Origin of the sequence: Pararhizobium capsulatum DSM 1112, from assembly GCF_030814475.1 — a bacterium.
GTDB classification, from domain to species: Bacteria; Pseudomonadota; Alphaproteobacteria; order Rhizobiales; family Rhizobiaceae; genus Pararhizobium; species Pararhizobium capsulatum.
This window is the reverse complement of record NZ_JAUSVF010000005.1, coordinates 74,495-99,690: the sequence shown is the minus strand read 5'-3', so window position 1 is coordinate 99,690 and position 25,196 is coordinate 74,495. Positions and strand designations below refer to the sequence as shown.

22 protein-coding genes and 1 pseudogene are annotated in these 25,196 nt (G+C 57.7%); 15 read left to right on the top strand and 8 right to left on the bottom strand.

Annotated elements, in window-relative coordinates; translation table 11 throughout:
* Positions 1-401 (top strand): hypothetical protein (locus QO002_RS29640; RefSeq protein ID WP_307236935.1); only part of this gene is annotated, 401 nt, incomplete at its 5' end.
* 244 nt (positions 402-645) lie between these two features.
* Here the strand turns inward: QO002_RS29640 and QO002_RS29635 are convergent.
* From QO002_RS29635 to istA, 4 genes and pseudogenes are all read right to left on the bottom strand, one after another.
* Complete coding sequence (locus QO002_RS29635; protein ID WP_307236931.1) at positions 646-876, bottom strand: hypothetical protein; 231 nt, start codon at positions 874-876, stop codon at positions 646-648.
* A pseudogene (locus QO002_RS29630) lies at positions 873-1,544 on the bottom strand (IS91 family transposase); the annotation flags it as partial. The pseudogene QO002_RS29630 and the gene QO002_RS29635, both read right to left, overlap by 4 nt.
* Before the next feature lie 68 nt (positions 1,545-1,612).
* Entirely contained in the window at positions 1,613-2,407 is a 795-nt protein-coding gene (gene istB, locus QO002_RS29625) for an IS21-like element helper ATPase IstB (protein WP_307226847.1), read from the bottom strand.
* Positions 2,397-3,917 (bottom strand): IS21 family transposase, encoded by a 1,521-nt coding sequence (gene istA, locus QO002_RS29620; protein ID WP_307226926.1) that lies wholly within the window; start codon positions 3,915-3,917, stop codon positions 2,397-2,399. The genes istB and istA overlap by 11 nt, the downstream gene beginning before the upstream one ends.
* Before the next feature lie 52 nt (positions 3,918-3,969).
* Here istA and QO002_RS29615 point away from each other — a divergent pair, with 52 nt between their 5' ends.
* From QO002_RS29615 to hutU, 4 genes are all read left to right on the top strand, one after another.
* A complete protein-coding gene (locus tag QO002_RS29615) occupies positions 3,970-5,052 on the top strand; it encodes an Ldh family oxidoreductase (protein WP_307236928.1) in 1,083 nt (360 codons plus the stop codon).
* Between the two features lie 622 nt (positions 5,053-5,674).
* Positions 5,675-7,018, top strand: a complete 1,344-nt coding sequence (ertD, locus tag QO002_RS29610; RefSeq protein ID WP_307236925.1) for a hydantoin-5-propionate amidohydrolase — start codon at positions 5,675-5,677, stop codon at positions 7,016-7,018.
* 7 nt (positions 7,019-7,025) lie between these two features.
* Positions 7,026-8,288, top strand: coding sequence for an N-carbamyl-l-glutamate amidohydrolase ErtE (gene ertE / locus QO002_RS29605; protein WP_307236922.1), 1,263 nt, complete (start codon positions 7,026-7,028; stop codon positions 8,286-8,288).
* Between the two features lie 16 nt (positions 8,289-8,304).
* The gene (gene hutU, locus QO002_RS29600; RefSeq protein WP_307236919.1) at positions 8,305-10,005 is read left to right on the top strand and encodes a urocanate hydratase; all 1,701 of its coding nucleotides are present in this window, start codon (positions 8,305-8,307) and stop codon (positions 10,003-10,005) included.
* 32 nt (positions 10,006-10,037) lie between these two features.
* On the opposite strand, the gene QO002_RS29595 is transcribed toward hutU, so the two are convergent.
* Positions 10,038-10,976: a LysR family transcriptional regulator gene (locus tag QO002_RS29595; protein WP_307236916.1), complete on the bottom strand. Its 939-nt coding sequence runs from the start codon at positions 10,974-10,976 to the stop codon at positions 10,038-10,040.
* Between the two features lie 158 nt (positions 10,977-11,134).
* Between QO002_RS29595 and hutH the strand changes: the two genes are divergently transcribed.
* Together hutH and QO002_RS29585 are read left to right on the top strand one after the other, a co-directional pair.
* Positions 11,135-12,655, top strand: a complete 1,521-nt coding sequence (gene hutH / locus QO002_RS29590; protein ID WP_307236912.1) for a histidine ammonia-lyase — start codon at positions 11,135-11,137, stop codon at positions 12,653-12,655.
* A gap of 27 nt (positions 12,656-12,682) precedes the next feature.
* Complete coding sequence (locus QO002_RS29585; RefSeq protein WP_307236909.1) at positions 12,683-14,176, top strand: amidohydrolase family protein; 1,494 nt, start codon at positions 12,683-12,685, stop codon at positions 14,174-14,176.
* A 306-nt stretch (positions 14,177-14,482) separates the two neighbouring features.
* Here QO002_RS29585 and QO002_RS29580 read toward each other — a convergent pair whose 3' ends face one another.
* From QO002_RS29580 to QO002_RS29570, 3 genes are all read right to left on the bottom strand, one after another.
* A complete protein-coding gene (locus tag QO002_RS29580) occupies positions 14,483-15,256 on the bottom strand; it encodes an amino acid ABC transporter ATP-binding protein (protein ID WP_307236904.1) in 774 nt (257 codons plus the stop codon).
* A gap of 135 nt (positions 15,257-15,391) precedes the next feature.
* Positions 15,392-16,060: an amino acid ABC transporter permease gene (locus QO002_RS29575; protein WP_307236900.1), complete on the bottom strand. Its 669-nt coding sequence runs from the start codon at positions 16,058-16,060 to the stop codon at positions 15,392-15,394.
* A gap of 94 nt (positions 16,061-16,154) precedes the next feature.
* Positions 16,155-16,934, bottom strand: a complete 780-nt coding sequence (locus tag QO002_RS29570; protein ID WP_307236897.1) for a basic amino acid ABC transporter substrate-binding protein — start codon at positions 16,932-16,934, stop codon at positions 16,155-16,157.
* Between the two features lie 381 nt (positions 16,935-17,315).
* On the opposite strand from QO002_RS29570, the gene QO002_RS29565 reads away from it, so the two are divergent.
* From QO002_RS29565 to QO002_RS29530, 8 genes are all read left to right on the top strand, one after another.
* Positions 17,316-18,011, top strand: a complete 696-nt coding sequence (locus QO002_RS29565) for a hypothetical protein (protein ID WP_307236894.1) — start codon at positions 17,316-17,318, stop codon at positions 18,009-18,011.
* Between the two features lie 500 nt (positions 18,012-18,511).
* On the top strand, positions 18,512-19,360 hold the full coding sequence (locus tag QO002_RS29560; RefSeq protein ID WP_307236891.1) for a transporter substrate-binding domain-containing protein: 849 nt from the start codon (positions 18,512-18,514) through the stop codon (positions 19,358-19,360).
* Positions 19,361-19,414: 54 nt separating this feature from the next.
* A complete protein-coding gene (locus QO002_RS29555; RefSeq protein ID WP_307236887.1) occupies positions 19,415-20,065 on the top strand; it encodes an amino acid ABC transporter permease in 651 nt (216 codons plus the stop codon).
* A gap of 4 nt (positions 20,066-20,069) precedes the next feature.
* A complete protein-coding gene (locus QO002_RS29550) occupies positions 20,070-20,852 on the top strand; it encodes an amino acid ABC transporter ATP-binding protein (RefSeq protein ID WP_307236884.1) in 783 nt (260 codons plus the stop codon).
* An 18-nt stretch (positions 20,853-20,870) separates the two neighbouring features.
* A complete protein-coding gene (locus tag QO002_RS29545) occupies positions 20,871-21,344 on the top strand; it encodes a RidA family protein (protein WP_307236881.1) in 474 nt (157 codons plus the stop codon).
* Positions 21,344-22,885, top strand: a complete 1,542-nt coding sequence (locus QO002_RS29540; RefSeq protein ID WP_307236878.1) for an amidohydrolase family protein — start codon at positions 21,344-21,346, stop codon at positions 22,883-22,885. The genes QO002_RS29545 and QO002_RS29540 overlap by 1 nt, the downstream gene beginning before the upstream one ends.
* A gap of 31 nt (positions 22,886-22,916) precedes the next feature.
* Positions 22,917-23,669, top strand: a complete 753-nt coding sequence (locus QO002_RS29535; RefSeq protein WP_503128906.1) for a maleate cis-trans isomerase family protein — start codon at positions 22,917-22,919, stop codon at positions 23,667-23,669.
* 4 nt (positions 23,670-23,673) lie between these two features.
* A complete protein-coding gene (locus QO002_RS29530) occupies positions 23,674-25,194 on the top strand; it encodes an amidohydrolase family protein (RefSeq protein ID WP_307236872.1) in 1,521 nt (506 codons plus the stop codon).
* The last annotated feature ends 2 nt before the right edge of the window (positions 25,195-25,196 follow it).

Here is a 25,196-nt window from a genome sequence, read left to right as displayed (position 1 = left end):
GTTGCCCGGAGCTTGCGGACTACATCGGAAAAGTGCTGTTGTCGTGGACAATCAAAGCAGGCCGATACCAAACCGGTTGCGCGATTCTGGAACGGGGGGTCTACGGGCTCGTGACGCTCGCGCTTCTCGCTGGCGACGCCGTTTCGGAGATTCGACTGAAGGAAGAAATAAGCGCGCGGATGACGGCAGGAGGTTTGCCTGACAAAGAGCTTCGTGACCGCGCGGCCTTGGAGATTCGCGCGCACGCCGCCTCACCGTGCCAAAACGATCATTGGTCGTCGGTGATCGAACATGGCATGGCGCAAGCCGACCATGAGAAATTGCAGCCCCTCCTTGAAGAAATCGCGGACCTGATCTCGCCCGAGACAAAAGGCAGAGCCGCAAGCCGCCGACCTTTCTGAAGGTGTCTTCAAGCCAATCGCCCGGAGCTCACTATCACACCGAATGTCCGCTTGTGGGAACCCCCTGTTGTTTCTTTGACGTCTGCAGTGGTGTCGGAGCGGTCATGGAACGCCCCCCGCTCTATGGCGGCTATGTCATCCCCGGTTTCCAGGACCAGACCGTCTGCTCGCGTGAAGAGTTTCGGGCGCCGCGAGGCGTACGAAAGTCCCCGAGGAAGGAACCCGCGGACCCCAGTCGAGAAGGCTATGGAGATTTCAATCTGCGGCTCATGCGCGCGGTAGCAAGATCGCAGTCAGGGAGTGGAATGATGGATGGCGGGCAGATCGCTTCTTTGCGCACCCGTGCGGCTTTCCGGGCCTGGCCCAGCCTCGCCGCGACCCTGTCGGCGGCAATGATCGCCACGGACGCATGCGGGTCGGTTGCCGGAGGCGTGACGCCTGCGACTGAAGTCTTGACCATGCCATGCCGGGTCATGAAGCCGTCTCCCGGTTCGTCGCCGTCGCATCCGGCGGTCCGCGCGGCTGCTTCCAGCGTTCGAACATCTCTATGACGATCATTCTTCCGCCGCAGCAGGGGCATGGCGGGCGGAAGTCATCCTTTTCGCCTGGCACGCCGTCATCGACCGGTGCGGCGGCGTGGAGGAGTACGCGCGCGAGCGCGAGGCTGGTCTTGCGGGCTGAGCCGGAGAGCAGGCCGTAGTGCCGGATGCGGTGGAAGCCGCGCGGCAAGACATGGAGCAGAAAGCGGCGGATGAACTCATCGACCGCGAGCGTCATGACCTGCTGCCGGTCGCAGCCGTCACGACGATAGTCCTTGTAGCGGAAGGTAACGCCACATTCGTTGAAGGTGATCAGGCGGCTGTTGGAGATCGCGACCCGATGGGTGTAGCGCGACAGATAGGCAAGAACCGCCTCAGGACCCGCGAACGGCGCCTTCGCATAGACCACCCAGCGTTTCTTTCGGACCGGCGACAGATGCCGCAAGAATGCCCGCCGCTCGGCGAGGTGAGCAAGTGCGCCAAAAAAGCTGAGCCGCGCGGCGTCGTGCAGAGCGACCAGCCGGGTGAGGAATAGTCGTCGAAACAGTTTGCTGAGTACGCGTACTGGAAGCAGGAAGGCCGGGCGCGATGATATCCATCTGTTGGTTTTCACGCGGAACTGAGCCGGTTTTTCCACCGAGAAGTGAGCCACCTCTAAGTATGGTTTTCTGATCAGGGTTTGGTCAAGAGATTGGCTTTTTCTCCTTTCTTCTGGGCTGCGGCGGCCGAGCTGGCTTTGAAGCGGAAGCTGTCATTTCCAGTTTCCAGGATATGACAACGGTGGGTCAGACGATCGAGCAGAGCGGTCGTCATCTTGGCGTCGCCGAAGACGGTTGCCCACTCGCTGAAGCTGAGATTGGTTGTGATGATGACGCTGGTGCGCTCGTAGAGCTTGCTCAGAAGGTGGAAGAGTAGTGCGCCGCCTGAGGCGCTGAACGGCAGGTATCCCAACTCGTCTAGGATGAGCAGATCGAGGCGCACCAAGGTCTCCGCGATCTGGCCCGCCTTGCCCTTGGCCTTCTCCTGCTCGAGAGCATTGACCAGTTCGATGGTCGAGAAGAAGCGGACCTTTCGGCGATGATGCTCGATGGCTTGGATTCCAAGAGCGGTCGCGACATGCGTTTTTCCAGTGCCAGGGCCACCGATTAGGACAACGTTCTGCGCCCCATCCATAAACTCGCATCGGTGCAGTTGGCGCACGGTAGCCTCGTTGATTTCGCTGTCAGCGAAGTCGAAGCCGGAGATGTCTTTGTACGCAGGAAAGCGAGCGGCCTTCATGTGATAGGCGATGGAGCGGACCTCGCGCTCGGCCATCTCGGCCTTCAGCAACTGTGACAGGATGGGCACGGCCGCATCAAAGGCAGGAGCCCCTTGCTCGATCAGGTCTGTGACGGCTTGGGCCATGCCATACATCTTCAGGCTACGCAGCATGATGACGACGGCGGCACTGGCAGGATCATGACGCATGGCGACCTCCTGCGATCCGGGCGCGTAGGCCATCATAGCGTTCGACGTTGGCCTTGGGTTCACGCAGCAAGGTCAGCGCCTGTGGCGTATCGATGTCGGGACCATCGATTGTCTTGCCGTCGATCAGCCGATGCAGCAGGTTCAGCACATGCGTCTTGGTCGCCACCCCCGCATCCAAAGCCAGTTCCACAGCCCTGAGGACGACCTGTTCGTCGTGATGAAGGACAAGAGCGAGTATGTCCGCCATCTCACGATCACCGCCGGGGCGGCGAAGCATCTGGTCTTGCAGTTGTCGAAAGGCCAACGGCAATTCCAGGAAGGGCGCACCATTGCGCAGGGCACCGGGTTTGCGCTGGATGACGGCAAGGTAATGTCGCCAGTCATAAATCGTCCTCGGCGGTTTGTCGTGGCTGCGTTCAATGACCCGCTCATGCTCGCATAGGACATTGCCCTCGGCCGCAACGACCAGTCGCTCGGGATAAATCCGCAGGCTGACGGGCCGGTTCGCAAACGATGCTGGCACGCTGTAACGATTACGCTCAAAGGTGATCAGGCATGTCGGCGAGACGCGCTTGCTCTGCTCGACGAAGCCGTCAAACATGGCGGGGAGCGACATCAATGCTGCCCGCTCATCAGCCCAGACATCCGCGATCGTGCCGGACAAGGTGCCATGCGCAGTCTCCCTCCATAGGTCCTGGCAATGCTGTTCCAGCCAGGCATTCAACGCCGCCAAATCTGGAAAGTCCGGCATCTGTTGCCACAAGCGTGGTCGGGCATCCTGGACGTTCTTCTCGACCTGACCTTTCTCCCAACCTGCCGCTGGATTGCAGAACTCGGGCGCAAAGACATAATGGTTCGTCATCGCCAGGAAGCGGATGTTGACCTGCCGCTCCTTGCCCCGGCCTACGCGATCGACCGCCGTCTTCATGTTATCGTAGATGCCACGGCCAGGTACGCCGCCGAACACACGGAAGCCGTGCCAATGGGCATCGAACAGCATCTCGTGCGTTTGCAGCAGGTAGGCCCTGACCAGAAAAGCCCGACTGTGCGACAGCTTGATATGTGCGACCTGCAGCTTCGTGCGCTCGCCGCCTACCACGGCATAATCTTCACTCCAATCGAATTGGAATGCTTCGCCTGGGCGAAAGGATAGCGGAACGAATATGCCGCGGCCCGCTTTCTGCTGCTCAGCCCGCCAGTCACGGGCGAATGCGGCGACCCGACCATAGGAGCCGGTAAAGCCGAGAACCACCAAGTCCGCATGAAGCTGCTTCAGCGTTCGGCGCTGCTTGCGCGACCTCCCGGCCTCGGTCTTCAACCAGCCAGAGAGCTTATCGGCGAAAGGATCAAGCTTGCTCGGTCGCTCCGGTACCGCGAACGTCGGCTCGATCGTACCAGCGCTCAAATACTTCGCGATCGTGTTGCGTGACAGCCCCGTGCGCCGACTGATCTCCCGGATCGACTGCTTCTCGCGCAGCGCCATCCGGCGGATGATGTTTAAAAGTCCCATGTGGATCACTCCGTTGCCCCCGTCGCTCACCGCGTTGGGGGGAAAGGTTCACATGGCTCAATTCTCAATGGAAATTATGCGCCTAACCGGCTCAGTTCTGCGTGAAAACCAACAGATAACCAAAAACGAAAAAAACCGCTTTTGCCCGCCTGACGACATGCAATTGTTCATATCGAGCGCGTTCACCCACATAGGCATGCCGACGGGTGATGCCGACTTCATGGCGGACGTCATTATCGCTTCGGAACTCTCTGGTCACGAGTGTCATGGCGTTAGGCGGTTTCCGGAATACATTTCCCGAGCGAAAGAGGGTTTCTGTAATCCCTCGGCCAAGTTGAAAATAGAAAAGGACAGTGGAGTAATCATCGTCGCGGACGGACAAAGAGCGTACGGTAACATCGTCATGCGGGATGCCACCGACATTGCAATCGCACGCGCGAAACAGCATGGCGTAGCTATTATCGCGGTTAAAGGGTGCGATTCTGGCGGCCGTCTCGCTGACTATTGCGAGCGTGCTGCCGACGTGGGAGTGGTGACCATGTTCTTCGCTAACGAGTCCGGCGGTGGACAGCAGGTATCCCCGCCTGGAGGCATCGAGGCGCGGATGTCAACCAATCCGCTTGCTTTTGGTATTCCCCGGGCGGCGAAGCCCCATCTGGTTCTCGACATGTCGACCAGCACGGTGGCGTTTGGTCGGCTAAGTGAAACCATAGACCGTGGCGAGCAGCCCCCTGCGGAGTGGGTGAATAGCGTCGGCGTCTTGCGCCATTTCGGGGGTCATAAGGGTTTTGGCCTGGCCATCGTTGTAGAGGCGCTTGCCGGAGCACTGACGGGCGGCGGAACAGCCAACGAAAACCCTGAAACAGAAGACCAGGCCTTTCTGCTGATTTCGTTCGACGTAGAACACTTCCGGGGCTTGAACGAGTTCACGGCAGAACTTGAACGCTTCCTTTGTCACGTCAAAGACGTGACGCTCGAAGAAGGCGCTAAAAATATCCGTATACCTGGAGAGGGAAGTCTGGACGGCAATAATCGGATGGACCCGAGAGGCATTCTACTTCGTCCCATTGTTTTTCAACGCATCCGGCAGGCCATGAGGGGAATGCCGATCAGATTTCCAACTTCGTTGCAATAAAGCGTCTAAAATGTCCGCGCTCCTTGCGACGCTCGTCCTACGGGACCGCATTACAGTGCCAAAGTACACGACTGACTATACCGTATTCGCTGAGGTGCATCCCGCGCGTGAACCGACACGCCTGTAGAGCGCCTCGGCGCATCTAGGAGTTCTGCATCAAACCAATCTATCGCCATTCTTGTGTCACAACAGTCGCTTCATCCCAGCCGAGACGACCGGTTGGCGACCAGCCATGGTAGCGCGCTCCCCTGCCTACGAAATCAAAGCAGCAGAGGTGCCTGGCCAGATCCGACGATAAACAGGGACCCGCCGGGCACACCTGTCGGCGGATGAAAGTGTAGTGGAACCGCATCGCAGGCACTCCAGCGATGTTTGCCACAGCGGTGAACGGGACACGGCCCAGATCCTCGTTGGCGGATTAACGCAAAAAAGCTCGGTCTGCGGCTGACCTCGGGTTACCCTACGCATTCGCTTCTCAATTCGCTTCGGAACCTCTTCTCAAAGATGCTCCGTCTTTAGTGACTGGTTGCCAAATTCCCCAACATTAGGTGCAAAAACCCATGCCGACAGTTTGGTCGCACCGCGTCATCTTCAACTTCGAAGAAAATAATCGGAGTCATAGATGCTGGACTTGGTTGTCAAAGGAAATCTTGTAACCCCGGCCGGGGTGATCCGGGGCGGCTATCTGAGCGTAGCCGCTGGCAAAGTAGTTGGCACGAGCGCAAATGATCCAGGTACAGCTCACGAGCGACTGTTTTTTGAAGACGCATTTGTGTTCCCGGGTGCTATCGATGCCCAAGTTCATTCAAGAAGCCAAAAGAACCGGGAAGATTTCAAATTCTCGACCAAAGCTGCAGCTGCAGGCGGCGTGACGACGATTGTCGATATGCCATACGACGAGGGTCTCCTCGTTTGCGATAGGGAAAGCGTCGAGAGCAAAGCTTCTGACATTGCCTCGCAAGCACACGTAGATGTGGCGCTCTACGGAACGATCAGGCCTTCTGACGGCGTCAGCAAGATACCAGAACAGGTCGATGCTGGTGTCTGCGCTTTCAAGTTTTCGACGTTCGGAACTGATCCCGAGCGCTTCCCGCGTATCTCCCCTCTGCTTATGTCGCAGGCTTTCTCAGAAGTTGCCAAGTCTGGACTGGCGTCCGGCGTGCACAACGAAAACGAAGAAATCGTCAAGAAGCTGATTACTCAGATGAAGGCGTCGGGACGAACCGATTACCTCGCGCACGGAGAAACTCACACGCCGTTATCCGAATTGCTCGCGATCGCCGAAATCTACGAAATCGGTGCCTTCACCGGATGTCGGGCACATGTTGTGCACTGCTCGCTGGGCCGTGGGATAGAGATCTGTGAAACCTACAAGCGGCAAGGTTTTGACTGCTCTGTAGAGGTCTGCATTCACTATCTCATGTTCGACGAAGACAACACCGTTCGACAAAAGATTGGTCTCGCAAAAGGCAACCCTCCGATACGCGCGCAGCCGGAGAGAGAGAGCCTATGGAAATTCCTGACGGCAGGTGCCATCGATATAGTCTCGACCGACCACGTGGCATGGTCCCTGGATCGAAAGAACAATCCGGACATGCTGGCGAACGCGTCGGGCGGCCCATCGCTCGAGGTATTGGTTCCGGCCCTAATTAAGGGATGCGTGGACCGCGATGTGGATCTCGCCGTTGCCGCACGCGTGCTCGCGCTCAACCCCGCGCGCCACTTTCGTCTGACCAGCAAGGGGGCTCTTCAAACAGGGTGCGACGCGGATTTCAGCATTATCGATCCCACGCTAGCGCCGTGGCGAGTGGCGAGTTCGCAGACCGTGTCCGACTGGAGCCTCTACGACGAAATGTGGCTGCCACAAATCAAGCAAACCTATCTCCGAGGCAGGCCCATTTGGGACGGAAAGAACGTAGTCAATGAGCCGGGGGCCGGACGTTTCGTAAAGCCCTTCGCGTGGTGAGATCAAAATGAAGATGCATAAAGAAACTACCGGACCGATCGTCAACGCGGATAGAATTCAGGGCCGGATCGACAAGCTTTCCACATTTACGGATCCAGACAAGCCTTGGTCGCGAATTGCGTTCGGCGAAAACCATCGGAAGGCCCGCGCGTGGCTGACTGAAGAGATGCGTTCTCTGGGGATGGCGGTCGAGATTGACGCAGGGGGAAATCTCATTGGTCGTCTTCCCGGGGTCTCCGGCAATCTTCCGCCGCTTGCCTCGGGATCACACAGCGACACGGTTCCGGATGGCGGTCGCTTTGACGGTGCCGCCGGGGTCATAGTCGCGCTCGAGGCAATTAGCACCTTACGGGACGCAGGTCAGAGGCTTCGGCATCCGTTCGAGGTTATCGATTTCCTGGCGGAGGAGCCAAACAAGTACGAGCTGTCTTGCATCGGCAGCCGCGCTATGGCGGGTGAACTTACCGACGCGCAGCTGTCGCACAGGGCCGCAGACGGGACCACACTTGCCGAGGGCATAGCCTTGATGGGCGGGGACCCGCACAAGCTGGGTGCCCCTATCCGCATGAAGGGCGAAATCAAGGCCTTTCTCGAGATGCATATCGAGCAGGGTCGAGTTTTGGAGTCTGCCGGTGACGACGTCGGCGTGGTTACCGCGATTGTCGGCATAACGCGGATGGTTTTCGAAGTGACCGGACGAGCCGATCATTCCGGGACAACTCCCATGGGAACGCGCAAGGACGCTATGGTTGGAGCATCGGCCATGATCGTGGGTTTCGAGAGCAGAGCTCTTGGCGAGGAGACGGCTATGGTCGCGACCGTTGGCAAGCTTCAAGTCCTTCCAAACGCTTCGAATGTGGTCCCTGGGCAGGTGAGGTTCACCCTCGAGATCAGATCGAGCTCGGCCGAACAACTGCAGCGTTTCGCTGTATGGGCGCAGTGGCATGCGGGGTCGATCGCTTCGGAGCGCGGCCTCGATCTGGTCTGCAAGGTTGTCGGCAAAAGCGAGCCGATCGAAATGGACCCGGCGGTGCAGGTGGCGATTTGCGACGCCGCCGCTTCTCACAAATTTAAGTATCGATCCATGCCCAGCGGGGCTGGTCACGACGCCGCGCACGTAGCGTTGCTCGCTCCGTCCGGGATGATCTTCATTCCATGTCTCGACGGCCGAAGTCACTGCCCGGAAGAATTCGCTTCCACGGATCAGATGGCACGGGGAGCACAGACGCTTCTCGACGCCATTCTCATTCTCGACAGCAACCGACACTAAATACCAGGACATCAAAATGTTGAAAACCAATGCGGCTCCGATCCTCCGGACAGTGAAAGCCCAAAGGGGCAGCCACCTCCGTTGCAAGGGCTGGCGACAGGAATCCATTCTTCGAATGCTCGAGAACAATCTCGAGAACGCGGAGAGCGCCGAGAACCTGGTTGTCTACGGTGGCATCGGCAAAGCGGCCCGTAACTGGGAAAGCTTTCATGCAATCGTCGAAGCGCTGAAAAACCTGGAGAACGACGAGACGCTCGCGATCCAGGCGGGCATGCCCGTTGCGATTTTCAAAACGCATCGCCTGGCACCGCGGGTCGTGATGGGCAACACCAACGTGATCAAGGCTGACTGGCCGATGTTCTACGGGCTCCTGGCGAAGAACCTCACGACTTATTCGTCCTACACGGCTGGGCCGTGGCAGTACATCGGTAGCCAGGGTGTTGTCGAAGGTACTTTCGAGACCTTGGCACTTGTAGCCGACGAACATTTTGGGGGAGATCTGGCGGGTCGGATATTCTTTACGGCGGGTCTCGGCGGAATGGGTAGGTCGCAGCCCTTCGCGATGGGCATGCACGGCGGCGTTACCGTATGCGTTGAGGTCCGGGAAGAGATAATCGACCAGAGGATCGCGTCGGGTTATGCCGACATGCGTGTCGACTCGCTGAAAGAAGCCATTACGCTGGCAGAAGAAGCCAAGAAAGAGCGGCGCGCTCTGAGTATTATCGTATCGGGTAACATGTGCGACGTCCTCGAAGAGGCTGTGTCGCTCGAATGGAAGCCAGATATCGTCACGGAAATGTGCCCGTGTCACGATCCATACGCTTTGATTGCCTCGGGCCTGGCTCCGAGAGACGCCGTCGACCTTCGAACGCAGAACCCGGACGAGTACATGGCACGGTCCCGGGCTACGATGCTCAGAATGGTCAAATCTCTCAACATCCTAATGGACCGCGGCTCCGTCGTTTTCGAATATGGCACGTTCATCCGCAAGGAGTGCGTTGACGCTGGCATGCCCAAGGAAGAGGCCTATCGTTTCCCAGGCTGCATCGTGCGTTACGTGCGCCCGCTGTTCTTCCAGGGACGCGGTCCGTTTCGGTGGACCTGCATCTCCGGTGAAAAAAGCGACCAGGTCCGGCTCGACAAGCTTGCACTGGACTTGTTTCCCGATGACGAACTCGTCCAGAGATGGATCCCGAAGGCGTCAAAACTTCCCCTTGAAGGTCTACCCGCCCGCGTATGCTTCCTCGGCTTTGGTCAACGAAAGGCCTTTGGACTCGCGGTGAACGAGCTGGTCCGCACGGGTGAGATATCAGGCCCCGTGGCCTTCGCACGTGACAACCTCGATTGCGGGTCGATCGCCAACCCCGCCTTCGAAACCGAAGGAATGCTCGACGGCTCGGACGCGATATCGGACTGGCCCTACATCAACGCGCTGCTCAACGTCGCCGCGATGGCCGATCTGGTGGCAATCCAGGCCAATGGCACGATGGGCATTTCCGCACACACTGGCGTTACGATGATCGCCGACGGGACGGATGAAGCTGCGCTTAGATTGGAGGCATGCCTAACGACGGATTCGGGTATCGGCGTGGTCCGCCATGCTCAGGCAGGATACCCGATGGCGCGGAAGGTGGCCCGAGGCGAAGGCCCGCTGACCAACGAGGCGATCAAGATTCCGCTGTGGTGGACGGCTGAGGCGACGTTCGGTCCTAAATGATAGAAGCCAGCGGCGTGGGACACACCACGCCGCTAAGGCTGTTTTCTCGTATGACGGTATGCCTCGGCGATGTCTTCCCCCATGGCTGTTACGAGCGGAAGGCTCTTGGATTTTGTCCGAAACACAAGAGATATCGTCGTGCTGTCCTCGGCTTCTGGCATCGGTAACTTGATAATACGCCCATTATCCACCCAGGGCCTTGCAATGTGATCAGGTAAAATCCCAAGATACTGACCGCTGAGTATAAGCTGTAGCGTCGCTTCCACGTGATAGGCGACAGCCGTCGATTTCCAATGACGTCCCCGTATGGTCGGAACGCTGCGAAGGTACCCTCTGGTCACAAAATCGCATTTGGTGAGCAAAGCGTCGTCGATCCGCTTTCCGTCGAGCGCGCGCGCTATTTCGTTACTCGTCGAGCAGTATAGCGCGTTGGTTTCGACCCCGACGGCACGATAGGTCAGGCCCGGCAAGTCGCTGTTCGCTATGGTAACGCCAACGTTTGCAAGTCGGTTCAACACAGCATCTTCCACTGCTTCGGGGCCTGCCGTATTGATGTTGATCGTTGCACTTCCGGGGCGTCGTTTGAAGACCTCGAGCGCGACGGCGAGCGGATTGCCGTGTTCGAGCTGGGTATTGTCCATCACCCAAAGATTGATCGATCCGGAAAGCCTGCCTTTGGCGAGCGCCACTCGTGAACGAAAATGATCGAGCGAATCCAACAGCTCAATCGTCGCCTCGTAGACGATCTGCCCGTGAGGTGTCACATTGAAGCCAGACCTCCCGCGCTCGCAGAGCCGGATGAGTAGACGTTCCTCGAGATCGGCGACATGTTTACTGATTGTCGACCGACCGACGCCAAGTGTTTCTTCCGCGGCCGAAAAACCCTTACATTCCACAACCGACTTGAATATCCGCAGTAGACGAATGTCCACGTCGTGAAGCGGCGGTATGCGTTGAGTGCTCGATGACATCGGCTCGCTCCAACTTTCGATAGGTTCATCTTAGGCGGCAGAATGGAAAAAACGTTTCTCCATTATGAAACTATCCGTGGAGACACGACTACGCAAATTTCGGGCGAGACGCGCTACGATGCGTTAAAATTCGAGCGCAGAATAGAGATTGGGAGCAAATGACCGTCACGATATCACCGGGTAAAAACGTTTTAGCGGATTGGCGCGGCATTTACTGGGGCCAGTCGTTCGAACTCGACAAAGGGGCCTACCCGCAGATCTCCGCCGGCGCGGCGGCAGTCGAGGCGATCATCAAGTCCGGCGCGCCAGTCTACGGTATCAACACGGGCTTCGGGAAACTTGCGTCGGTTCGAATTTCCGACGACAACCTCGCACAGCTTCAGCGAAACCTTGTCCTGTCACACTCAGTCGGCGTTGGCGACTACCTCGCGCCGCAGATCGTACGCCTCATCGGCGCACTCAAGATCGCCAGCCTCTCACAGGGCGCGTCAGGCGCACAGCTTGCGACCTTGCTGATGATCGAAAAGATCATTGCTCTTGGCCTCACCCCTGCGGTTCCGGCACAGGGATCGGTCGGCGCTTCGGGCGACCTGGCTCCGCTGGCGCATTTCGTTGCCGCAATGATGGGTGAAGGCGAATTCCTGGTCGATGGCAAGGCATCGCCAGCTATGGATGTGCTGATCGCGAACAACGTCGAGCCCTTGGCACTTTCCCCAAAGGAAGGCTTGGCGCTTCTTAATGGCACTCAGGTCTCCACGGGCCTGGCGCTCGCCGGACTGTTCGAGATCGAGCGCGCGTTTCACTCTGCCCTCGTTACGGGCGCTTTGTCGCTTGACGGTGCAAAAGGGACCGACGTTCCGTTCGACGCGCGCATTCATGCACTCCGGCCCCACCCTGGACAGGTAGACGTCGCGAAAACCTACCGTTCGCTCATTGACGGCTCTGAAATTCGCGAGAGCCATCGCAACTGTAGCAAGGTACAGGATCCCTACTGCCTACGGTGCATGCCGCAGGTGATGGGGGCATGCCTAGACGCCATGCGACACGCAGCTGGCATTCTTGCGATCGAGGCGCAAAGCGTCTCGGACAATCCCCTTATATTCGATAACGGGGACGTTCTCTCGGGCGGCAATTTCCATGCAGAACCCGTCGCCTTCGCAGCCGACCACCTTGCGCTTGTGGCCGTGGAAATCGGCTCCATGTCGGAACGCAGAAGCAGTCTGTTGCTGGATACCTCCCTGTCCGGCCTTCCTCCATTCCTGACGGAAGACGCGGGTCTGAACTCCGGATTGATGATGGGACAGATCACAGCCGCCGCCCTGACATCCGAAAACAAGCAGAAAGCGACACCTGCGGTTATTGACACCATCCCCACGTCGGCCAACCAAGAAGATCACGTCTCCATGGCAACGCATGGCGCGCGACGCTTGCTCGCAATGGCTCAGAACACACAGACCATTGTGGCGATTGAACTCATGACTGCTGGACAGGCATGCGACTTCCATAAGCCGCTGGATTCGTCGAAGCCGCTTGAGCGGGCGCGAGCCAGTCTCCGCTCCGTGGTCGCCCACCTGGACGAGGACCGACGCCAGGGCCCTGATATCGCTGCCGCATTGAAGCTCGTCCGTGAGGGCGTCCTGATAGACGCTGTCGGACACGATTTCTTCCCTGAAATTTAACACGGCATTCAGTTTCGGGGAATCGACATGAGCCAAGCTTCGATTGTTCGCGCGTCGCACCTCTATAGCGCTCCAGGGCTGGACGGTCGTTGGCGTCCGCTTGAGAGCGGGGCGATCTATCAACGAGGCGGTATTGTCGAGGAAATTGGAACGTACGATGCAATCAGAGAGGCGCACCCCGATGCGCCCCTCTTCGGATCCGAACGTAGCGTCGTGTTGCCGGGCTTCGTGAACGGACACCACCATGTGGGTTTGACGCCCACGCAACTCGGATCGCCGGACCTTCCTTTGGAACTCTGGCTGATCCATCGCCTGCGCGCGCGATACGTCGATCCCTATTTAGACACGGTTTATTCAGCCTTCGAAATGCTGGCCTCTGGGGTCACCGCAGTTCAGCATATTCGTGCTGGCACGATTGGTTCAATCCAGCAATCGGAGGCTTCGGCGCGTGAGATCATTCGGGCGTATCAAGATATTGGCATGCGCGTGTCACTAAGCTTCTCGGTGCGCGACCAGAACCGCCTTGTCTACGGAGACGATGCCGCCTTTGTCGCCTCTCTACCCGAGGAGCTGAGGTCGAAGGCGAACTGGCATCTCTCCAGGTTCGAAGGCTCTGTCGATGAATACATCGCACTGTTCCAGAGGCTTCGCGTTGACTACGCCGATGACAGCCTGGTGGGGATCCAGCTCGCTCCTGCGAACCTGCATTGGTGCTCGGATAAAACCCTTAGAAAATTTGCAGATGTTTCCGAAAGGCATGACGCGCCGATCCACATCCATTTGCTGGAAACGCAGTACCAGAAGGCCTACGGGTTCAAGCGCGCAGGTCGATCAGCATTCGAACATATCGCGTCTTTGGGAATAGTCGGCCCGCGTGTCACGATCGGACATGGCGTGTGGGCGACTGAAAGCGACCTTGATATGGTTGCCGACACAGGCACGCACATCTGCCACAACTGCAGCTCCAATTTTCGATTGAGAAGCGGTGTAGCGCCTGTAAATCAGTTTCGTTCAAGGGGGATAAACGTCGCCCTGGGTATGGACGAAGCAGGTATCAACGACAATCGAGACATGCTGCAGGAAATGCGTCTCGTGCTGAACGCGCACAGACAACCCGGAATGGACCTCGCGGACGTTCCGTCGACGAACGAAGTACTTACTATGGCGACTTTAGGGGGCGCTCGAACAACTCCTTTTGGCGAGAAGATCGGCTCCTTGAGAGTTGGATGTCGTGCCGACCTGGTGATGTTTGACCTAGACAAGATTTCGTATCCCTACCTTGACGGAAACACGTCGGTACTTGATGCGGTGATGCACCGTGCGACGCCCCAGGATATTCACGGCGTTATGGTCGACGGCGAGATCGTTTACAGGGACGGTCAGTTTACAAGGGTCGATCATCGCGCTCTGCTCGAAAACCTGTCTGAGCACATGCGTCGCCCTCTGACGGAGGCCGAACAGTCCGGAAAGTGGCTGGGCAACGCGCTCCTGCCTTACGCCCGCGAATTCTACAGGTCGTAGGAATGCGTCGCTGCGCGGGTTGGGACGATGAAGGCTAATCAGCCGCAACCTCAAGGACGACCTTCTCTGGCATGTGCCCGCTGTGGAAGGCGAACTTTTTTGTCGTCAAAGGGGCACTGCGCAACAAGTTTGAAACGGGGCCAGTAGACCTCTCAGAAGGAGATTATCTGACGATACCGCGGGGTGTCCGCCACCCTTGTTCCGGCTGAAGAATGCTGGATTACGCTGGTTAAGCCTTTTGTCGAACAGACAGGTGACGAGATGACCGCCCGCGGCAGCCTCGAAGAGCCGCTTCGCCAAGAATGATCAGTGCAGGATCTGGCTCAGGAACAGCTTCGTGCGCTCATGTTGCGGATTGTCGAAGAAGGCGGCCGGTTCGTTCTGTTCGACGATCTGGCCCTGGTCCATGAAAATCACCCGGTTGGCGACCTGGCGGGCAAAGCCCATTTCATGGGTGACGCAGATCATCGTCATGCCTTCTTCGGCGAGGCCGACCATCGTGTCGAGCACTTCCTTGATCATTTCCGGGTCGAGCGCCGAGGTCGGCTCGTCGAACAGCATGACGCGCGGGTTCATGCACAGCGAGCGGGCGATCGCCACGCGCTGCTGTTGGCCGCCGGAGAGCTGCCCCGGATATTTGTTGGCCTGCTCGGGAATCTTGACGCGCTTCAGAAAGTGCATGGCGACTTCTTCTGCCTGCTTCTTCGGCATCTTGCGAACCCAGATCGGCGCCAGCGTACAGTTTTCCAGGATCGTCAGGTGCGGGAATAGATTGAAGTGCTGAAATACCATGCCGACCTCGCGGCGCACCTCGTCGATCTTCTTCAGATCGTTGGTGAGCTCGATGCCGTCGACGATGATGTTGCCCTTCTGATGTTCCTCCAGACGGTTGATGCAGCGAATCATCGTCGATTTGCCGGAGCCGGACGGGCCGGCAACCACGATGCGCTCACCCTGCATGACTCTGAGATTGATGTCCCGCAGAACATGAAAGTCGCCGTACCATTTATTGACGCCTACGATTTCGACGGCAACGTCGGTGGTGGAAACCTGTAATTTTTTCAATTGGGCGTCAGCCATTGCTGTTTCCTATTTTTCGACTTTTGAAGCAGCGTGCGGCTGGCTCTCTAAGAAGGTTGAAGATCTCGAAATGAGTATCGGGGAACTACCGAAAGTGAACCAGCAGCCTGCCACGGAGGGAATTCCGCCTGGATCTCATATGGTTTTGAATCTGCTTTCCAGAGCTCGGTTCAATATCGACGTCAGTATCGTGAGGCTCAGGTAGATCAGAGCCACCACCGTGTAGATCTCGAAGGGCTGATAACTTTCGGCGACGATCAGTTGACCCCGACGGAACAATTCTTCATAGCCGATGATCGACACGAGACTGGTATTCTTGAGCATGCCAATTGCTTCATTGCCCAGAGAGGGTATGGAACGGCGAAACGTTTGTGGCAGAACAACCAGGAGCCAAACCAACGAGGTCCGCAAACCTAATGCGCGTGCCGCGTCCCATTGACCAAGTCCGAGTGACAGAATGCCCGTCCTCAAGACTTCGGCCACATATGCAGAGCCATAAAGGCTGAGAGCGAGGATTGCGGCGTAGAACCTGTCAAAGCGGAAAGACAGGCCGAATTCCTGGATGAACGATGGAATACCGAAGTAAATCATAAACAATTGAACGATCAGCGGCGTCCCTCTGAAAAAATCCACGTAGAGTATTGTCAGGAACCTCACCGTTTTGATCTCGCTTAGCCGAGCTATGGCGACAATCGTTCCAAGGATCAGGCTCGCACAATACGCGAGAAATGCCAGAAGCACAGTTATTCCCGCAGCTGAAAGAAGGATCGGGAAGCTGTTGAACATGGTTTGGAAATGCGACATGAAGATCAATCTTTTCGATATCGTCCGCGACGACGGGTGTTCTCGTCCGGCAATTTCGTGAATTGAGCCGAACGAGAACATTGTTGAAGCGATCTTAGTTTTTTGGAGGCTCTACGCCAAACCACTGCTTGTAGATCCGGGTGTACTCGCCGTTAGCCATGACTTTCTTCAAGCCGTCATTGACAAGATCAGCGTTCTCCGAGTCTTTCGGAAACCCGATCGCATAGTCATCGGTCGAAAGTGGATCAGGTAGTATCTTTACCCCCTTCACCGCGCCCGTTGCCACTGCGTAGTTCGACGAAGCGCCATCCGCAATAACAGCGTCTACGTTTCCGTTGGAGAGTTCGATGAAAGTCGGCGGTGAGCCGTTGAACGTGCTGACTTGGGCACCAGGTACCTTTGCGGCTTTAGCTGCGCCTACAGAACCCACTTCCACGGCAATTCTCTTATCCGCGAGATCTTTCTCTCCAAGAATGGTGTTGTCCGCGGAACCGACGATAATCACCAGACCCGTTTTGAAGTAGGGGTCGGAAAAGTCGATGGACTTCGCACGCTCTTCCGTCGCAACCATTGCCGCGACCGCTGCGTCATAAGTTCCTGCCTTGAGTGCGGGGATAATCCCGTCGAACGGGACGTTCTCGAACTTAACCTTGAAACCCTCAGCCTTGGCTATCGCCTCGACCAGGTCGATATCAAAGCCCGTCAATACCCCGTTTTTGGTGAATTCAAATGGCGGATAGGTGGGATCGGTCGCGAACAGTAGTTCTTTGGCGTCCTCAGACCAGGCGACAGAGGCAGGCAATACCGTGGCCAGCACGATGATGGCCGCCGCGCCGAACAGCTGCTTTACATGCGAGCGAAAACTGGGTTCCATGAGCTTAATCCTTCGTTGGAGGTGTAGCAGGTTTAATCTCAGTTTTCGCCGCGTTCGATACAATGCGAAGGTGTCGAACTCTAGGTGTGACCTCATGAAACTGACATCGATATGGGTATCATGCTGTCGAACCCAGGATCAAATACATCTATGCTGTACGTAACGAGGAATGTACTGGATGGGCGATGTGAGTGGGACTGTTTCCATCCCCCGCACCATCGGGTGAATGGTATGCTGTTTTAGGAGCTGGCCTCCTGTCATATTGTCGGCGATCGGCTCCTCTGGCCCCGCACCATATGGTGCTACTTCTGCAGAGGTCCCACCTCATCATTATTGCCCGCGACGAACCGAAACTCCCTCCTCAGAAAAAGATGTCTAAATATGAAGCTCGGATATTCCCTACCTGAAAGGCTTTGCGATGCAGTCACTCGACCGCCGTTTCGTGTCCAAATCGCCTTCGATGCGAATTGGATGGAAGCGTGGCGCTTCGCTCCGGATGAGCTACCCTCGTCGGATGCCATACAAAAGACGCTGGCCGGACGGGAGGCCGACGTAGCTGTAGAATTCTGCTTCAAGCTCTCGGACGGCAGAAACTTCTTCTTCGGTCAGCGACGGCGCGGTCTGGAGCATGATCGTGGAACACTCGAATTCGTCAGTCGGGCTTTGGCCTGCGCCGGGGCCGACGATTGGAGAGACCTTCCAGAGTTTCTCTCGCGCCTCGAAGACGCAATGCCCCTTGAGGATCATATCGGGAAAAGTGCTTTATGCCGAACCCTCGACAACATCGAAATCGGCATTACCGACTGGTGGAAACGAGGTGACGTGGTCGAGGTCTGGAACAGTTCGACAAACGAGATTCCGACCTACGATCAATTGAGCGCGCAGTTGGACGGGTATCCGTCACTGCAAACAAACGACATTAAGTTCGTGTGTCTCGAATTCAATTTTCAATCGCCTTTGCATCACTGGTTCGGCATTGAAATCTCGGAATCCAACTATGGTATCCATTCCCTCCAAGCGGCACACGCGCATTCCTGGCTAGTTGACGGCCTGTCGACTTTTAAAGTTGTCGGCTGACAGGTTCGCGGCTCGCCTACGCACTTGTCGATGAGCCGATCGTGAAAGACGCCTCGACAACCGGTACATACTAAGTTCGCGAAGGGGGCTGCGTTCTAGCCACCCTACCCTTTGTCGAGAATCTGAAGCGCGCGGCTAAGTGTGGATGACCGGTATCGCGGTGGAGTGGCAAGACGAGCTCGCCAGTACGGTCGGCGCCCCATCATTAAAACTCAAAACCACGTAATGAATCTCGGCGACAATATATCTATAACATATTATTTCCTGTCAGTAACAATTATGATTATATACATATAAAATATTTATGCAATTCTATTGTTGCTGATTTTGTTTGCGATAGTATGAACTTTTATACATTGTGTGCACAAAAATGCTTCATACTGCCTATTTTTTATCACTTTAATGCTTATTTTTTATCAGTTTACTTGCATTGTATAATGTATTACATGATTGTTGCGCCTCCGGGATGCTCGTCCCGGCAATAATTAAAGGGGAACGTCATGCAGAAATTCACGCGCAGAATGCTTTTTACCGCTACCGCTGTCGGCATCACCATAATGGCAGGTTTGGGATCTGCAGCCGTGGCGGCCGAGCGTACGCTTGCTTCAATCAAATCGGACGGGGCAATCAAGATTGGCGTCGAAGGCGTCTTTGCACCTTTCAGCTACCGGGAGAACGGCGTCATCGTCGGCTACGACGTCGATCTGGCGGAGCTGATGTTCAAGGATCTCGGCGTTAAGCCGGATTTCGTCGATACCCAGTGGTCGGGCATTGTTCCGGCGCTGCTAGCTGGCAAGTTCGACATCATCATGAGCTCGCTGTCCTACACCAAGGAGCGGATGGCAAAGGTCAACTTCTCCATTCCCTACGCCGACTCTTCGCTTGCCATGCTGGTGCGCGCCGAGGACGATGGGAAAATCAAGTCGTTCGACGACATGTCCGGGAAGCCGATCGCCATTAAGGCAGGGACACCGGAAGAGGCTTCGATGCCGAAATTCAACGCGCAGGTAGAAAAGGCCAAGGGCAAAGGATTCGGCGAGGTCAAGGTGTTCGATTCCGAACCGATGTCGATCCTCGCCCTCAATCAGGGCACGGTCGACGGGGTGATCAGCAACATGACCAATCTCGGCCTCGTTATCAAAAATGCTCCTGGAAAATATGCGCTGGTGCAGAAGGTCGCCGGCAGCAGCCTTGCAGGCATTGGTATTCGCAAGGACGACGAAGAGTTGCGCAAGTATATCGATGAACAGCTGCTGGCGGCCTCCAAAAGCGGCAAGCTCGCCGAGCTGCAAAAGAAGTGGTTTGGCGTCGCCTTCGATATGCCCGCCGAAATTCCAGTTCTGGAATGATCTACGGTCCGGCGGCAACAGTGCCGCCGGATGCTCTCTCGGCAGGTTATTCATATGATTGACTGGAATATTGTCTGGATGGCCATGCCGCTTCTGGCTAAGGCCTCGGTCGTGACCATCGAGATCGCAATCTTGGCTGGCATCGCGGAGATCGCGCTGGGGATTGCGCTTGGACTAATGTCGCTGTCGGAGTCGCGGCTGATCCGCCTGCCGGTCAACGCCTATGTTGACGTGATCCGCGGTACGCCATTGCTGGTGCAGATCTTCTTCGTCTATTTTGTCCTGCCCGGCTTCGGCCTGGAACTTAATGAATTCTGGGCCGGGGTTGCCGCCCTGTCGCTCAACGGTGCCGCCTTTATTTCCGAGACCGTCCGCGGTGCAGTTGGCTCCATCGAAAAGGGCCAATCGGAGGCGGCCCGCTCGATCGGCATGCGCGAGCGCCAAACGCTGATCTGGATCCTGCTGCCGCAAACGCTTCGCCAGATAGTACCGCCGGCGACGAACGAGGTGGTGAATCTCACCAAGAACACATCGCTGCTTTCAGCCATATCGGTGTTCGAGCTTACTCGTTCCGGCCAATCCCTCGTGTCCATGTATTTCGCCCCGCTGGAGATCTACGGCCTGCTGGCGATTTACTATTACGTGATCGTTAAGGTGTTGACCGTCATGTCTCGCTATCTCGAAAAAACCCTGCCGAAGTGGTGACTAGATGACCTCGACAGTTCCCATGCTTAGGACAGAAAACCTGCGGAAATCTTTCGGCAAGCACGACGTGCTGAAAGGCGTGGATCTTTTAGTGCCGCGGCAGTCCACCGTGGTTTTACTCGGCGCTTCCGGCTCCGGCAAAACGACGCTTCTGCGCTGCCTCAACCATCTGGAAACCCCGACCTCCGGCGTCGTTTATCTCGAAGAGGTAACTCTGGGCGGCAGCTTTATTGGCGACGGCGGCAAATGGGCTTCCGATACTGAGGCAGCGATTGCAGCGCAGCGAACGCATATCGGTTTCGTGTTCCAGCGGTTCAACCTTTTCCCGCATCTGACCGCGCTGGACAATGTTGCCATCGGGCCGCAGCGGGTGCGCGGGATGACAAAGGTGGCTGCCCGCGAAACGGCTGCGGCAGCGCTGGAGCGTGTCCATCTTTCCGAGCACATGCACAAGCGACCGTCACAACTCTCCGGCGGCCAGCAGCAACGGGTGGCGATCGCCCGGTCGCTGGCCATGGAGCCGAAAGTAATCCTGTTCGACGAACCGACCTCGGCGCTGGATCCGGAGCTGGTTCACGAGGTGCTGGACGTGATGCTCGATCTGGCCCGTTCCGGCATGACCATGGTGGTGGTCACCCATGAGCTGAGGTTTGCTGCGGACGTTGGATCGCAAGTCATCTTCATGGCCGATGGCCGCGTTTGCGAGGCGGGAACGCCAGACGAACTATTCCGTAATCCGCAACAACCGGAAACAAAGCAGTTCCTCCGTTTCTTTTCCCACACCTGATGGATGCGAGTGATCAGCATGTCCAAGACGATTACCGAGAGACTGGCAGCGATGGGCATCGTGCTGGATGGCTATCGCGAACCGATCAGCCGCTACAAGCCGGTCATACGGACGGGCAATTTGCTATATTTTTCCGGCCAGCTCTCGGCGATGGAATATGATGGGGCGATCTGCGGGATCACCGGACAGTTGGGCAGCCAGATTGGCGTCGAGCAGGGATATGATGCCGCACGGTCCTGCGCGACCGGCCTGCTGAATCGCGCTTATACCGCGCTCGGCGATCTCAACCGCATCCGCCAACTCGTCCGACTGACCGGCTATATCAATTCAGGGCCCGGATTTACCGAACAGCATTTGGTGCTCAACGGATGTTCGGACGTGCTGATAGCGGCACTGGGTGAAGCTGGAACCCATACGCGCCTCGCCATCGGCATCGGCGGGCTGTCCTTCAACGCCTCCGTTGAGGTCGACTGCATCATGGAGGTGGCGTGATGCAGGACAGGATCACGCTGACGTCGGCGACGCTGGTCGGCGACACGGCCGGCCGGACGATGGATATCTTCATCGCCGCCGACAGGATCGCCGACCTGCAGCAGGCGGGCGCGCGGCCGCCGGAGGGCATCGTCATCGATGCCAGCCGGCTGTTGATATCGCCGGGCTTCATCGACGGCCACCATCATTCTCACGAGAATTTCTTGAAAGGTCGCTTCGAAGGCCAACCACTGGAACTGGTGATGAATTTCGTCCGGCCGCTGACGCCGGTGCCGATGACGGCAAGGCAGGTCTATGTTCGCACGATGATCAGTGCCATTCAGGCGATCCGCACCGGTGCCACCACACTTGTCGATGATATGAATGTCAGCCCGATGCTCGATCGCAGCCATGTCGAGGCGGCGTTACAGGCCTATGAGGATTGTGGCATCCGCGCCCTGCTCGGCTTCACGCTGTTCGACAGGCCGTTCTTCCGGGCGATGCCCTTCGTGGAAGAGGAATTTCCTGCCGACCTGCTGGCACAATTGGATGCCGTCCACCCGACGCCTGCAGCCGAGGTGCTGACGCTCGCGCGCGAAATGGCCCGTTCCCGCCATCCGGCCGAACACAGGGTCGGCTATATCGTTGCTCCTTCGGCGCCGCAGCGCTGTAGCGACGATTTCCTGATGGCGACGCGGGCGCTTGCCGACGAATTCGAGCTGCCGGTGATGATCCATGTCCAGGAAACGCGCCTGCAGGCGGTCACCGGCCAGTTGATGTATGGATCCAGCATGTTCGCACATCTGGCGCGGCTCGGTTTCCTCAAGGCAAAGACCGCGCTGATCCACGCTGTCTGGCTGACGCCGGACGACATCGCACTGATCGCCGCGTCCGGAGCGTCAGTGCAGCACAATCCGACCGTCAACATGAAACTCGGCTCCGGCCTGATGCCGATGCGTGAAATGCTCGACGCCGGAATCAATGTCAGCCTCGGCACCGATGGGTGCGGGCTGGTCGAGACTGCGGACATGCTGCGCGCCGTCTCCAATACCGCCTATCTCCAGAAGCTGCGCGGCAATGATCACGAACGCTGGATCGGCGCGCCGGAGGCTTTTCATGCGGCCACCAAAGGCGGGGCCATTGCGCTTGGGCTGGAAAATCAGATCGGGGAGATCAAGATAGGAATGAAGGCCGACCTGTGCGGATACAGTCTCGACCAGATCGCTTTCGTGCCGCTAAACGATCCGCTGCGCCAACTGGTCTATGGGGAAACCGGCGCAGGCCTGCGGCTATCGATCGTCGACGGAAAGGTCATCCTGTGCGACGGCCAGCTAACCCTTATCGACGAGGCGGCGATCCTGCGAGAGGCGCAGGCGATCCATGGCGAGCTGGGGCCAACTCTTGAGGCCGTCGAGGCAAGCGTCGGCCCGCTTCTGGCCCCATACCGCCGCATCCACGCCCGCTGCCTCTGCTATCCAACCGCTTCGGAGACCTTTCCGGTGCGTTTCGACTGCACGCCATCAGACAAAAATATGCCAGGGAAGACACCTTATGCTCAATGACTCCATTCATCATATCCCGTCCGAAAAGCCACTGGAGGCGAGAATCCGACTGGGTATGCTGACTCCGTCCTCGAATACCGTGCTGGAACCGTTGACCGTAGCGATGACGGCCGGCGCCCCTCGGGTGAGCAGCCACTTCCAGCGTTTCAGGGTAACGCGGATTTCGATGGATCCGGGCGATCTTGGGCAGTTCGAGACGGAAAACATTGTCCAAGCTGCCGAGTTGCTGGCCGACGCGAAGGTCAACGTGATCGGCTGGAGCGGGACTTCCGGCAGTTGGCTCGGGCAGGCCTATGACGAGGCGCTGTGTTCCGAGATTTTGGAGCGCACGGGAATCCGAGCGACAACATCTGTACTGGCAATGAACGAAATCCTGTCCCGGACCCGCCGCCGCAAGGTCGGCCTGGTGACCCCCTATACCGCCGACGTCCAGCAGAAGATCATCGAGAACTATGCCGGAATGGGGATCGATTGCTCGAACGAGCGCCATCTAAACGATCCCGGCAACTACAGCTTTGCCCAGTGGAGCGAAGAGCAGATCGCCGACCTCATTTACCAGGTTGCAGCCAAGAAACCGGATGCGATCATGGTGATGTGCACGAATTTCCGGGCCGCCCCGATCGTTGATAGGCTGGAGCGGGAAACCGGTATCCCGATCTACGACAGCATCGCCGCCGTTGTCTGGAAATCCCTATCAATGGCCAATGTCGAGCCGGGTCTCATCCACGGCTGGGGCAGTCTCTTCCAAGACTTTTCCTCGGCCGACAGCAAAATTGGAAACTGATCCCATGGCCATCGTCCTCCTAAAACCCGAATATCTGCTCACCTCCCATGACGCTCAGCTCGAGAAAGAGCACGGCGTGGTGGTCGAAGGAAACCGCATCGCGAAGACCGGACCCTTCGCAGAGCTGGCATCCGCCTTTCCCGAAGCAGAGATCATCGATCTGCCCGACGCGATCTTGATGCCGGGATTGGTCAACGCCCACCAGCACGGACGCGGCATCAGCCAGATCCAGCTCGGATATCCCGATCAGCGGCTGGAGCTTTGGATGGCGCAGCGCCGCGGACGCGGCTCGCCAGACCTTCAGGCGATCGGGCTGCTCGCCTCGCTGGAGATGCTGCGCAATGGCGTGACCTGCGCAGTCCACGCCGATCTCGCCTATGGAACTGGCGATTATGAATCGGAGCTGCGCAGCAGCATCGCCGGCTACGCAGCAGGCGGCCTACGCGCTTGCATTGCCATCGGCGTCTGCGATCAGGGCAATATCGTCTTTCCCCAGGAGATGGAGGCGGCGTTTCTCAAAAGTCTTCCTGCTGATCTCGCCGCGCGCCTGGAGGAGCGTAACAGTCCGCCTTACGAGAAAGACTTCGCCACGACCTCAGCCTTGCTGGACAGGCTGCTTGCCGACTTCGGCGATGATGACAAGCTGTCGTTCTGCTACGGCCCCTCGGGTCCGCAATGGGTCACGGATCCGCTCTTTGCGTCCGTCGCCGCCGATGCGGCCCGCCGCGGCATCGGACTGCACATTCACGCACTGGAAACGACCGGGCAATACGCTGCCTGCCTCCATCTTTATCCCGAGGGTACCATGCGGCATCTTGCTTCGCTTGGTGCGATCGGTCCGAAAACCGTCATCGCCCATGGTGTATTCCTGACAGACGACGACATTGCGGTTCTGGCCGAAGGTCATGCCATGGTAGCCACCAATCCTGGCTCCAATCTGCGGCTCTGCGATGCGACCGCACCGGTGCCGAAGCTGATCGCTAGCGGCGTGCGCGTCGGCGTCGGCAGCGACAATTCCAGTGTCATGGACGATGAGGATTTGTTTTCCGAGGCCAGGGTCGCATCCATGCTGACCGGTCGGCGCAACTGGAGTTCACCGCCGAAGCCGACCGCGCGTCAGGTGATTGAGATGCTGACCACCTCCGGCGCGGCGATCGCCGGCTTTGACGGCCGCATCGGCCGACTGGAAAAGGGTTGGCTTGCTGATATGACGGCATTTTCGCTGGGAAGGACCCGTGGCGCCTATCTCGATGAGGACATGCCGATCGTCGACGCGCTGGTGGCGCGAGCACGGGGGGCCGACGCCTGCCTGACCATGGTGGGCGGCCAGGTTCTCTACCGCGACGGGGTGCTCGTCGGTGCCGACATTGATGCGGCAGGTCGACAAGCTGGTACGGCGGCAAAGACTGCAAGGCTTCCCACAAGTCCCGAGGATGTGACCTTCACCGACCAATTGAGACCTCATCTTACGGATTTTTACAGCCGGCTTACCGCTGCTACCGAATTTCCGGATATCCTGTCTTGAGT

Excerpts from the sequence above, each read along its gene's own strand:
- QO002_RS29585 (WP_307236909.1), top strand. The coding sequence starts at position 12,683 with ATGAGCCAAGCTTCGATTGTTCGCGCGTCGCACCTCTATAGCGCTCCA.
- QO002_RS29550 (WP_307236884.1), top strand. The coding sequence starts at position 20,070 with ATGACCTCGACAGTTCCCATGCTTAGGACAGAAAACCTGCGGAAATCT.
- QO002_RS29580 (WP_307236904.1), bottom strand. The coding sequence starts at position 15,256 with ATGGCTGACGCCCAATTGAAAAAATTACAGGTTTCCACCACCGACGTT.
- ertD (WP_307236925.1), top strand. The coding sequence starts at position 5,675 with ATGCTGGACTTGGTTGTCAAAGGAAATCTTGTAACCCCGGCCGGGGTG.
- QO002_RS29565 (WP_307236894.1), top strand. The coding sequence starts at position 17,316 with ATGAAGCTCGGATATTCCCTACCTGAAAGGCTTTGCGATGCAGTCACT.
- QO002_RS29570 (WP_307236897.1), bottom strand. The coding sequence starts at position 16,934 with ATGGAACCCAGTTTTCGCTCGCATGTAAAGCAGCTGTTCGGCGCGGCG.
- QO002_RS29530 (WP_307236872.1), top strand. The coding sequence starts at position 23,674 with ATGGCCATCGTCCTCCTAAAACCCGAATATCTGCTCACCTCCCATGAC.
- istB (WP_307226847.1), bottom strand. The coding sequence starts at position 2,407 with ATGCGTCATGATCCTGCCAGTGCCGCCGTCGTCATCATGCTGCGTAGC.
- ertE (WP_307236922.1), top strand. The coding sequence starts at position 7,026 with ATGAAGATGCATAAAGAAACTACCGGACCGATCGTCAACGCGGATAGA.
- QO002_RS29595 (WP_307236916.1), bottom strand. The coding sequence starts at position 10,976 with ATGTCATCGAGCACTCAACGCATACCGCCGCTTCACGACGTGGACATT.
- hutH (WP_307236912.1), top strand. The coding sequence starts at position 11,135 with ATGACCGTCACGATATCACCGGGTAAAAACGTTTTAGCGGATTGGCGC.
- QO002_RS29560 (WP_307236891.1), top strand. The coding sequence starts at position 18,512 with ATGCAGAAATTCACGCGCAGAATGCTTTTTACCGCTACCGCTGTCGGC.
- hutU (WP_307236919.1), top strand. The coding sequence starts at position 8,305 with ATGTTGAAAACCAATGCGGCTCCGATCCTCCGGACAGTGAAAGCCCAA.
- QO002_RS29635 (WP_307236931.1), bottom strand. The coding sequence starts at position 876 with ATGACCCGGCATGGCATGGTCAAGACTTCAGTCGCAGGCGTCACGCCT.
- QO002_RS29545 (WP_307236881.1), top strand. The coding sequence starts at position 20,871 with ATGTCCAAGACGATTACCGAGAGACTGGCAGCGATGGGCATCGTGCTG.
- istA (WP_307226926.1), bottom strand. The coding sequence starts at position 3,917 with ATGGGACTTTTAAACATCATCCGCCGGATGGCGCTGCGCGAGAAGCAG.
- QO002_RS29615 (WP_307236928.1), top strand. The coding sequence starts at position 3,970 with ATGGCTCAATTCTCAATGGAAATTATGCGCCTAACCGGCTCAGTTCTG.
- QO002_RS29575 (WP_307236900.1), bottom strand. The coding sequence starts at position 16,060 with ATGTCGCATTTCCAAACCATGTTCAACAGCTTCCCGATCCTTCTTTCA.
- QO002_RS29555 (WP_307236887.1), top strand. The coding sequence starts at position 19,415 with ATGATTGACTGGAATATTGTCTGGATGGCCATGCCGCTTCTGGCTAAG.
- QO002_RS29540 (WP_307236878.1), top strand. The coding sequence starts at position 21,344 with ATGCAGGACAGGATCACGCTGACGTCGGCGACGCTGGTCGGCGACACG.